An 11,134-nucleotide genomic window follows, 5' to 3' on the forward strand; every position below is an offset into this window, starting at 1 on the left:
AAGTGAATATAATAAAGACAATCAGGAAGTGTTAGCATGCCTCATCAGGAACTTGAAAAATTATGCAATTTTGCTTTTAGTTTTTCCCATATAGATACCATTTTTATCGATCACAAATCACAGATAATAAGTGAGTTCGGGCACAATCAAGTGCCCGAACCTCTAGAAGAATACTTTGGAAATTTTCATATCTTCTTGAATCTACATGATTTACCGTCTACACCAGATGTTCTATTCCATTCGAGTTCATACAAGATTAATTTTATCTCTGCAAAACTTTATAGCCAGGAGGACTATATAGGGAGTATTTTGGTAGGACCCTTTTTGTTCGAGGAACCTACTTCCCTATTAATTCATGACATACTCTTTACTAATAAATTCTCCATTTCACTTAGCCATATAATGGAACAGTTTTATTTATCTCTTCCTTTAATAAGTACCTACAAAGCACAAACAATTGCTGAATTTCTTGCTTATCTTTCCTCAAATTTTAACCGGAATGATTCTTCCGCCCGAAAGATATCGATAGGTAAAATTAATTATTCGTTGCACACTGAATATCCTATGATTTCCGATGCAGTTAAAATAAAATCTAGGCCATCTATTGCTGCTATCGAAGAAAGATATCGTACTCAAAATGAACTCATGTCAGCTGTAGAGAGTGGAAATCGAGCAAAGTTAGATAAAGTATTAAACGAGGATATGTTTCTCTTTGAGAAAATCCCTGATCGCATTCCGAATGACCCTTTACGTTCCAGGAAGAATTTAGCTTTCGTAAACAATACAGTGTTAAGAATCTCAGCTGAAAGAGGCGGTCTTCATCCTGTATATATCGACAGTATTTCAGAAAAATTTGCTATCCAAATAGAAAAGACGTCTTCCATTCAGCAGCTCTCAGACCTTCAAATGAAAATGTACTATGAATATTGTGATGCTGTAAAAAAGCTCTCCCTAAAAAATTTCAATCGTTTAATTCGAAAAGCAATCGAGTATATTCGATTAAATCTAGATCAAGATTTAAGACTAGATACCATATCCACTGCCATCCAATCTAGTAGTTACGAACTCTCTAGGCAATTTAAAAAAGAGACGGGTAAATCGATAACAGAGTACATCAATAAACTCAGGATTAATGAAGCCATAAAAATTATGGAGAATGAAAGCCTGTCCATCACAGATATTGCTTCATTAGTAGGCTTTAACGACGTCAACTACTTTACAAAGGTATTTAAGAAAACGAATGGAATCACTCCATCTGAATACCGAAAAGGATTCGATGGTGTCAGGCACTAAGAAAAACGGAAGAGCCCGATTAGCGGTGTATGGACTGGAGCACTTTGACTGAGATAAAGGAAACACGGAGAGCGTTACCGATCCGATATTGACTTATCGTAGGGAAAAGGGCGAAGTACACTGGGCGCTGTAGCTGGACAATTATCTGAGTTCAAAAAAAAGGGCTGTCCCAAGAGTGAATTCACTTTTGAGACAGCCCTTTTGGCCATGTATTAATTTTGGTAACTTGCTGTTGTTATTCCATCCAGTTTGTATGGAAAATACCTTCTTTATCAATACGTTGGTACGTATGTGCACCAAAATAGTCACGTTGTGCTTGTAATAGGTTCGCTGGAAGCGTTTCTGTACGGTAGCTGTCATAATAAGCAATTGCGCTTGCAAAGGATGGAACAGGGATTCCACGCTCAATTGCCACAGCAAGGACTTGACGTAAGGGCTGCTGATAGTTCTCAACGATATCTTTAAAGTATGGGTCTAGTAATAAGTTTCTTAATTCAGGATCGCGATCATACGCATCTTTTATTTTTTGTAAGAATTGCGCACGAATGATACAGCCGCCGCGGAAAATCATTGCGATATCTCCGAAACGAAGATTCCAATCGTATTCTTCTGATGCAGCACGCATTTGTGCAAAACCTTGTGCATAAGAAACAATTTTACTCATATATAACGCTTTACGAACTGCTTCGATTAATTCTTCTTTATTGCCTTCAAAGCCCTTAACTTCTGGTCCATTAAGAACCTGACTTGCCTTAACACGCTCATCCTTCATTGCTGAAATAAAGCGGGCAAATACAGATTCAGTGATAATTGGAAGTGGAACACCTAAGTCTAAAGCATTTTGGCTTGTCCATTTACCAGTACCCTTTTGACCAGCTGTATCGAGGATTAAGTCAACCATTGGTTTACCAGTTTCTTCATCCACTTTTGTAAAGATATCAGCCGTAATTTCAATTAAATAGCTGTCTAATTCGCCTTTATTCCATTCAGCAAAGACCTCATGAAGCTCTTTTGCATCTAAACCAAGGACATTTTTCAAAATAAAATAAGCTTCACAGATTAACTGCATATCTCCATATTCAATTCCGTTATGAACCATTTTCACATAGTGACCGGCACCATTTGGACCAATATACGTACAGCAAGGATCGCCCTCTACTTTTGCTGAAATGGCTTCTAAGATTGGTTTAACAAGGTTATAAGCTTCTTCTTTACCGCCTGGCATGATAGAAGGACCTTTTAATGCGCCTTCTTCTCCACCTGAAACGCCAGTTCCGATGAAATGGAATCCTGCTGTCTCTAGTTCCTTATTACGTCTGATTGTATCTTGGAAGAATGTATTCCCACCATCAATTAGGATATCGCCTTCTTCAAGAAATGGTTTCAAGGAGTCAATTGTAGCATCCGTTGCTGTTCCCGCTTTAACCATTAATAAAATTTTTCGTGGCTTTTCTAAGGAATTTACAAATTCCTCAACGGTATGGGCACCAACAAAATTTTTACCTTCTGCTTCAATTTTTAAAAACGCTTCTGTTTTGTCATATGAACGATTAAAAACAGCGACAGAATAACCGCGGCTCTCGATATTTAGGGCAAGATTTTTACCCATAACGGCTAAACCAATTACACCAATTTGTTGTTTAGACATACTATCCCTCTTTCATAATTAATACTATTTAGATAACCATAATTCTTTCATTAATACAATAAAAGTGCTTTTTCTTGTAATTAAATCAGGGATTTCATTCCAGCTCGACACTAATTATACACATCAATTGTTTTACCATCCACTGTTAGTATTATATTTAATGTGTATAAGTACGCATTTTTTCTGCTCTTAATCAAAGTTGATTTTTTAAAGAATTAATTATCGCTCTAAGAAAAAACGTTCCGCATTATTAAAGCAGATATTACGTACCATTTGCTCCATTTGCTTCATGTCATTCGGTGCCAAACCTTTTTCAACCCAATCGCCAAGGATGTTACATAGAATTCGACGGAAGTAATCGTGACGTGCATATGATAAGAAGCTGCGTGAATCTGTCAACATGCCGATAAAATGGCTAAGTATGCCAACATTTGCAAAATCCTTCATTTGCTTTTCCATTCCATCGATATGATCAACAAACCACCATCCTGAACCGAATTGAACCTTACCAGGTACACCTTCTTCATAGAAGTTCCCCATCATTCCAGCTAATGTAACATTATCTTTTTCGTTCAAGTTAAATAATACCGTTCTTGGCAGTGCATTTTCTTGATCTAAGGAATCAAGGAATCGGGATAAGCCTTCAGTCATATTAGCTTCTCCTACAGAATCAAAGCCTGCATCCGTTCCAAGTAGTTCTTTCATCCTTGTGTTGTTGTTTCTCATTGCTCCCATATGGAGCTGCATGACCCATTGTTTTTCAGCATACATCTTACCAAGTTCTTTAAGCAGGAAAATTCGATAAGCCACCAATTCATCATTGGTAAGTTGTTCTCCGTTCAAACGTTTATTAAAAATTGCTTCAACCTCTTGTTTGGTTGTTTCCACATATTCCATTTTTTGAATATCATGGTCAGAAGCACGTCCCCCATTTTCGTGGAAATAGTCAATTCGTTGTTTTATTGCGGCTAAAAACCCATCTAAGGAATCTGTTTTAATGCCTGAAACATCCGCTAATTGTTCAATCCATTTTGTAAATGTTGGACGTTCAATAAACATCGCACCATCCGGACGGAAGGTTGGAGCAATCATCGTTTTAAAGGATTCATCATTTCTCAATAATTGATGGTATTCAAGTGTGGAAATTGGATCATCTGTTGTTCCAATAAACTTCACATTTGACCTTTCAATTAAGCCCCTTGCACTGAATTCAGGCAACTGTAATTTTTTATTACATTCTTCCCAAATTTCACGAGCTGTTTCTGGACTTAATAATTTATCAATCCCGAAGAACATTTTTAATTCTAAGTGTGTCCAGTGATATACAGGGTTTCCGATTAAATAAGGAACTGTTTCTGCATAAGCGGCAAATTTTTCCCAATCATCAGCATCACCTGTAATATATCGCTCGCTAATCCCATGCATGCGCATTGTCCTCCACTTGTAATGGTCACCCCCAAGCCAAATCTGAGTAATATTTTCATATGACTTATTTTCCCATACTTCTTGTGGATTTAAATGACAGTGGAAGTCAAAAATCGGCGACTCCGCAGCAGCCTTTTCATATAGTTTTATTGCAGTGTCTGTATTTAATAAAAAGTACTGATCCATAAAGCTTTTCATCATATCTCTCTCCTTTAACTGATTATTCATACAGTCGTTGTACCTTCTGGAAACCCTTACAGAAAACTAAATAAAATCGGTCTAAACAAGCATTCAATTAGATAACCTTCCTTTAATTTGTTTATTAAACAAATTAATTACATAACTAATTTATCATGTTTGATATGTTTAGTCAATTAACTATTTAGGAATTACTAGAATAATAACGGCCTTTTAATGGAAGAACTGATATAATAAGATTATACAAAGGAATCCCGAAATGGAGGATATACATGGTTACCGGTGATGCGGCATATATAAAGAAAATTAATCGCTCTTTGATCATTAGAGAAATTGTGAAAGAAGGTATGATTTCGAGAGCAGATCTATCCAAATCCACAAATTTGACAAGAGCAACTATTTCAGCACAAGTTGCTGACTTATTGGAAGAAGGACTCATTATTGAGACCCAGCTCGAGCATTATTCAGTTGGAAGAAAGCCGATTATGCTCTCATTAAACGGACAAGCTGGCTACGCACTTGGTATTGACCTTGATTATGGTCAAATAACTTTTACCTTATCGGACCTGCTTGGTTGTCCTGTTTCATCAAATATTATCCAACTAAAAACTACAGATTATACGGAGATTCGACATCTTCTTATTCAACAAATTAATAAGTTAAAAGCAGAGTTTACTACTAGCCGCTATGGTATTGTCGGAATTGTTATCGCAATCCATGGTCTTGTCACAAAAGACGAAGTAATCCACTATGTTCCACGTTTTCAATGGCATGATATTAATCTCAAGAGTGATTTAGAAGTGGAAATTGATACGCCTATATACCTTGAAAACAATGCAAACCTAAGCTCTTTTGCCGAAAGGGTCTATGCGCACCATGAAACTGACAACTTGTTATGTGCAACCCTTTATTCGGGGATCGGCCTTGGTATGATGATGAACAATGAGTTTTTTCGAGGACATGATGGATACGCTGGTGAAATAGGTCATATGATTGTTGTCCCAGAAGGTAAACCATGTAATTGCGGGAATAAGGGTTGCTGGGAAAAATATGCTTCGGAATCGAGCATTTTTGAACATCTAGCTGAAACACGACAAATATCGAATCTGACTTACGAACATATTCAAAACTGGCTTAATGAAGGTGATGAGGAAGTCTATGAATTGATGGAACAATTTCTTTTCTATCTGGCGATTGGGCTGAATAATATGATTAACATGTACAACCCAGACGTTCTCGTCCTTGATAGTGAACTGTTGCGAATCTTTCCGAATTCACTCAATAAAATTAGTGAAAATCTGAATTCTTCCATCAGTCATTACCGTGAATTAATGATTTCTACTATCGGAAAAAAATCATGTGTGCTAGGTGCATGTGCTCTGGCTATCAAACAATTTCTCGATGTCCCAATGTTAAATTTACCCTACGATAAAAATACTAATCAAGTTGGAAGCGTACTCATTTAGTAATGAACACCCCTTCTTTCACCAAAACCCCTTCTAGCCGTTGCTAAAAAAGGGGTTTTTGTTGTTCATTATGCACTTTTTAAAGGAGCATTACCCTTTTGCTTCTTTTTAAGTTCATCAACAATATTCTTATATAATTCTTCCGATAAATTATACAGTAATATCAAGATGATCGCAGCACTCAAGTTTAGTCCTGCAGGAACGAGGAACATTAACCCTTTTATTCCAAGGAGGGTGCCAGCAGTCTGCTCTACATTAGGAACGTAGCCAATTAGCCCAAGAGCAATACCTGGAATAAAACCAGCAAGTGCCTGTGCAAGTTTACGGAAGAAACTGTAACTTGAGTAGACAATTCCTTCTGTCCGTTGTCCTGTTTTCCATTCATGATAGTCCACTGCATCAGCAACCATTACCCACGGTAATCCTAATGCAAAGCTAAGACCTAGACTTCCCATTGCAAGTAATATAAGGAAGGTCGGGACATTTGCTGGTAAAAGAAAGTTCGCAACATCCGCGGCGATTCCAATAAAAAGACCCATAATGAAGGTATTCTTTTTTCCTAGTCGTTTTACAAGCGCTGGAATAAAAAATGACCCAATGACAGCGATTCCAATGCTAGTAAAAGAAAGCAATGACATAAGACCTGTATTATTTAAATTATACTGTAAGTAATAAAGCTGAACGGCTGTACGTAGATTAGTCGCAGCAACCATAAACAAACAAACGAAGCAAAGAGCAATTAGCGGTCTGTTACTTAGCAATAATTTAAACAGTTTTGACATCGGAACCTTTTCTTTTTCTGTTTTAGGAGCCCTAATTACATTTTCAGTTGTATTACGGTAGCAAAGATAATGGAAGATAACTCCGACGAACGCCATCGAAGCGATTCCCACCGTATATCCTAATTTTTCGTTTGGAAAATACAGTACAATTGGAATGACAACCATCCCAGAAATAAGTAAGGCAAATTGGCTGCCGATCGCTCGGAAGGATCCAAGAGATGCACGATCCACCGAATCTTGAGTCATCGAGGCTGCGAGTGAACCGTATGGAATATTAACAATGGAATAAGCCAGTCCAAAGGCCATATAGGTTATAAAAGCGAATACAATTTTTCCTGTCTCTGAAAAGTCAGGTGCCATAAATGAAATGACTGTCATAATCGCGAGCGGAATCGATCCAAATAAGATGAATGGACGGAATTTGCCTCGTTTACCTACCTTTCGCTTATCGATAAATGCACCAACAGCTGAATCCGCAAATGCATCAAAAATTTTCGAAATTAAAAATACTAAGCCGCCCCAATATGCTGAAATTCCTAAAACATCAGTATAGAACTTCAGTAAATAAATTTGCCCCATATCGAACATAAAACCGTTTCCAACATCGCCTAAACCATAAGATAATTTTTCTTTTAAGGTTAATTTCTTTTGGCCATTATTCTCCATTGTCTCCCACTCTTTCATGTTAATAAGCTTGTTACCCTGTAACCTTTTTCAAAACTACAAAGAAATTATGTTTTGAATGGTTGTTGCTATAAAAACCTTTTATTTAATTAGTTTAATAAACTAACAAACTATTTGCGTAATTAGAATACACCCATCGACATATTTCGTCAATCACTTTTTGTAAGCGTTTATCATAAAAAAAGATAGCTAGATGAACTAGCTACCTTCTTTCCGTTTAAATATCAATTTTACGTGTTAATTAATTTTGCCCTTTTCTTTTCTCTGCTATATCAATTGTTAGTTGAAGGGTACGCTTTTTATTTAATGGATATAAGAATACTAGAATTAAGAAAATTACAGCAAGGATGATCGCAGGTACTAGAGTTCCTAATGTATGAATCCCTTGTAATGCCTCTTGTGTTTGTGTTGGACGAGTTGCATCATATCCTACTGAAGCAATCGCAAAACCACCAACACCACCCGCAATCGCCTGACCTACTTTACGTGCAAAGGAATAGATAGAGTAAACGGTTCCATCTTCTCGTAAACCTGTTACATACTCGTGATAATCAATTACATCTGTTACGAATGCCCAAACTACTAGATTGAAGAAGCCATATCCAAACATAGCGACAGCTAGAATACTAATAAATTGTGTCGAATTAAGGCTTGGCAACAAGTATAAAAGCGCATACACAACTGCGGAAAGTAATAAACCTGCGGCAGCTACTTCCTTTTTCCCAAACTTGGCTACTAACGGCCTAACCATTGGCATCGCAATTAATACTGCAGCGGTTTGTAAAAGTCCAACCATACTTAATGCTTTTGCATTACCAAAATAATCTTTAAACAAATACACGTTGACTGCACCAATCATCATAAAACATATCATAAACGTAAGTGATGCAATAAGAATCCAAATTAATGGTTTATTTTTTCCAAGACCTTTAATGGTTTGACCAAGGTTAATTTTTTGCTTATTGGTTTCATCGGTACCAATACGTTCAGTCGTTAATTTGTAACATGCCATGTAGCAAGAAAGTGATAAAAGACCGAAAATAAGTGCTCCAAATAAGAAATGGTTTGAATCAGCCTTATTGTCAACAAACAAAATTAATGGACCAATTACATTAATGATTAATCCAGCTAAGTTTCCACCCAAAGTCCTATATGTGGATAAAGTAGTACGTTCAACAGGATCACCTGTAATTACTGAAGCCATTGATCCGTAAGGAATATTTACTGTGCTATATAGTGTTCCCCACAAAATGTATGTGACAAAAGCCCATGCTAGGTAAAACCCGTTTGACATACCTGGGATATGGACAAACATCAACACACCTGAGATAACAAGCGGAAATGACATTCTGAAAATCCATGGTCTGAATTTCCCATTTTTTCCTGGATTCCTCGTATCAATGAAACGTCCCCAAGTAACATCCGCTACAGCATCCCATAATCGAGCGATTAAGAATAATCCACCCACGGTTGCTGCACTAATGTGAAAAACATCTGTATAGTAAACCATTAAGAACGAGGCTACTAGAATAAAGAAGAAGTCATTTCCCCAATCACCAAACATATATCCTAGCTTATCTCTCATTCCAAACTTTCTAAATCCATTTCCAGATGTTTGTTCTACAGCTGATTTTAATGCAGTTTGACTCATTTTTTACCCCTCCGATTTCCTTTTAATTTGTACTTGAACCCAAAAAACAAAACATTTCTTTATTTAAAACTTTTTGAATCTTTAATTCTTTGAAACCCTTTTCAAAGAATTCCAAAAAAATATTATTGCATTTATTTTTCTTTAATTAGTTTAATGAACTAACTAATTAGTATAGTTGTATCTTATCACCGACTTTTTATTCAGTCAATAGATTTTTGTAAGCGTTTGATTTGAAAAAATTCGAAATTTTAAGTGCCCTTTTTTCATGCTCTGCCTTTGTCATAATTATCTAATTCATAGTATAATTGGAAGAATGCATTCAATAATATTCTACAATAGCACTGCAAACCTTATTCACTATATATACCAGGAGAGTATTTATGTTAAAAGATTTTGTCTCAAATGCAGCAATATTAATTGCTTCTTTTTCAATTATGGGGGTGTTATTCAAAGACATGCCCATACACACTACCTCTACCCGATCTACTAAACTCTATTGGGGTCTGTGTTTTGGAGTTTTGGGAAATATATTAATGGCGTTTAGTATTCAAATAAATTCAAGCACGATTGCAGATTTACGCCATTTGGCCATTGTTATTGCGGCTACTTTTGGTGGATTTATTCCAGCATTATTATCGGCAATCCTAATTGCCGCTGGAAGGATCATTCTGTTTGGCATAAATGAATCAGCTGTACTAGGAGCAATCGGAGCACTTCTCACAGGACTACTATGTGGGGGTATTTCAAAGATTAACACCTCTAGAACCCTTAAAGCTTTCCTCATGAATTTAATCAGTTTGGTTTTTGTTTCAATCATTTTCATTATCCGAATTGATAATAATGATACTCTTAAAAATGTATTAACCATGCATTATATCATTTCTTTCATTGGTGGTTTTTTAGCCTATCATTTCTTTGTTTTTGTGGTAAATTCTTACGAAGCACAAAATCAGTTAAAACATAGTTTATTGAAATTAAAAGAAACAGAAGAGCGGTTTCGACTGATTGCCGAATACTCAAGTGATATGATAACCATGCACAATGAACATGCAGAATATAAATATATTTCACCTGCAGTGAAAGAAATTATTCATTATGAGTATCCCGAACTTCTGGATAAAAAAATGGATTTGTTTATTCACCCTGATGATATTCACCACACAATAGAAATGTTTGAGAAAGCACTTGAAAAAGGTGCTGCTAATTCTACCTACCGGTACCGTACTAAAATGGGGGACTATGTTTGGATCGAATCTGCTCTTAAGAGTGTTCATTTTGAAGAGGATGGCAGCAGAAAAGTCATTATTGTATCAAGAAATATAACGGACCGAAAACTTACAGAACAAAAGTTACAAGAGGCAAATGAACTACTAAATCGTCTTTCCTACATGGATGGTCTAACCGGGATCAACAATAGAAGATATTTTGATGAAGTTTTAATGAAAGAATGGTCGAATGCTTCTACTACCCATTCACCCCTCACTTTAATTATGTTCGATATTGATTACTTTAAAAAATATAATGATACTTATGGACATTTAACCGGTGATTTTTGTTTACAATCGATTGCTCAGGCTATTAACAATCAGGTAGCAGTTAATTCTGATCATACTTTTTGTCGTTATGGCGGAGAAGAGTTTGCCCTTATCTCCCCTTCTACTGGGATAGAGAAAGGAATGGAAATCGCTAAACAATTACAAGACACCATTCGGTTATTAGAAATCCCGCATATAAGTTCTGATATTGCTGATATGATTACACTAAGTATTGGAGTTGCCTCCCTTGTTCCATCCGGTTCTGTCATGCCGCAAGAATTAATTCAAATGGCGGATGAAGCTTTGTATGTATCGAAAACAAAAGGGAGAAATACTATTTCCACTACTCAATTAAGCATGGGAGGTTTGTGAAAAAACAAGCCTTCCTTTTTATTATTAAGCTCAGTTAAACTTGCCTGTTGATTTCCGCTCTAGGCGCGTGCGGTTCGCGG

Annotated in this window: 7 protein-coding genes; 3 read left to right on the top strand and 4 right to left on the bottom strand. The window is 36.4% G+C overall.

Annotated features, from left to right (window positions below; genetic code table 11):
* Positions 1 to 36 precede the first annotated feature (36 nt).
* A complete protein-coding gene (locus tag V7137_RS15990) occupies positions 37 to 1,293 on the top strand; it encodes a helix-turn-helix domain-containing protein (RefSeq protein ID WP_335699003.1) in 1,257 nt (418 codons plus the stop codon).
* 235 nt (positions 1,294 to 1,528) lie between these two features.
* Here V7137_RS15990 and gndA read toward each other — a convergent pair whose 3' ends face one another.
* Positions 1,529 to 2,941, bottom strand: coding sequence for an NADP-dependent phosphogluconate dehydrogenase (gene gndA / locus V7137_RS15995; protein WP_335699004.1), 1,413 nt, complete (start codon positions 2,939 to 2,941; stop codon positions 1,529 to 1,531).
* 219 nt (positions 2,942 to 3,160) lie between these two features.
* Positions 3,161 to 4,564 (bottom strand): glucuronate isomerase, encoded by a 1,404-nt coding sequence (uxaC, locus tag V7137_RS16000; RefSeq protein ID WP_335699005.1) that lies wholly within the window; start codon positions 4,562 to 4,564, stop codon positions 3,161 to 3,163.
* A gap of 272 nt (positions 4,565 to 4,836) precedes the next feature.
* Here uxaC and V7137_RS16005 point away from each other — a divergent pair, with 272 nt between their 5' ends.
* Positions 4,837 to 6,030: an ROK family transcriptional regulator gene (locus V7137_RS16005; RefSeq protein ID WP_335699006.1), complete on the top strand. Its 1,194-nt coding sequence runs from the start codon at positions 4,837 to 4,839 to the stop codon at positions 6,028 to 6,030.
* A 68-nt stretch (positions 6,031 to 6,098) separates the two neighbouring features.
* On the opposite strand, the gene V7137_RS16010 is transcribed toward V7137_RS16005, so the two are convergent.
* On the bottom strand, positions 6,099 to 7,478 hold the full coding sequence (locus V7137_RS16010; protein WP_335699007.1) for an MFS transporter: 1,380 nt from the start codon (positions 7,476 to 7,478) through the stop codon (positions 6,099 to 6,101).
* Between the two features lie 259 nt (positions 7,479 to 7,737).
* Positions 7,738 to 9,147 (bottom strand): MFS transporter, encoded by a 1,410-nt coding sequence (locus V7137_RS16015; RefSeq protein ID WP_335699008.1) that lies wholly within the window; start codon positions 9,145 to 9,147, stop codon positions 7,738 to 7,740.
* Between the two features lie 380 nt (positions 9,148 to 9,527).
* Between V7137_RS16015 and V7137_RS16020 the strand changes: the two genes are divergently transcribed.
* Positions 9,528 to 11,054 carry a diguanylate cyclase domain-containing protein gene (locus V7137_RS16020; RefSeq protein WP_335699009.1) on the top strand — a complete coding sequence of 509 codons (1,527 nt, stop codon included), beginning with the start codon at positions 9,528 to 9,530 and terminating at the stop codon, positions 11,052 to 11,054.
* Positions 11,055 to 11,134: the final 80 nt, after the last annotated feature.

The organism is Neobacillus drentensis (assembly GCF_036962765.1).
Classification (GTDB): domain Bacteria; phylum Bacillota; class Bacilli; order Bacillales; family Cytobacillaceae; genus Neobacillus; species Neobacillus drentensis_C.

Bases quoted from the DNA above. Each gene is read 5' to 3' on its own strand.
- V7137_RS15990 (WP_335699003.1), top strand. From the start codon at position 37: ATGCCTCATCAGGAACTTGAAAAATTATGCAATTTTGCTTTTAGTTTT.
- gndA (WP_335699004.1), bottom strand. From the start codon at position 2,941: ATGTCTAAACAACAAATTGGTGTAATTGGTTTAGCCGTTATGGGTAAA.
- uxaC (WP_335699005.1), bottom strand. From the start codon at position 4,564: ATGAAAAGCTTTATGGATCAGTACTTTTTATTAAATACAGACACTGCA.
- V7137_RS16005 (WP_335699006.1), top strand. From the start codon at position 4,837: ATGGTTACCGGTGATGCGGCATATATAAAGAAAATTAATCGCTCTTTG.
- V7137_RS16010 (WP_335699007.1), bottom strand. From the start codon at position 7,478: ATGGAGAATAATGGCCAAAAGAAATTAACCTTAAAAGAAAAATTATCT.
- V7137_RS16015 (WP_335699008.1), bottom strand. From the start codon at position 9,147: ATGAGTCAAACTGCATTAAAATCAGCTGTAGAACAAACATCTGGAAAT.
- V7137_RS16020 (WP_335699009.1), top strand. From the start codon at position 9,528: ATGTTAAAAGATTTTGTCTCAAATGCAGCAATATTAATTGCTTCTTTT.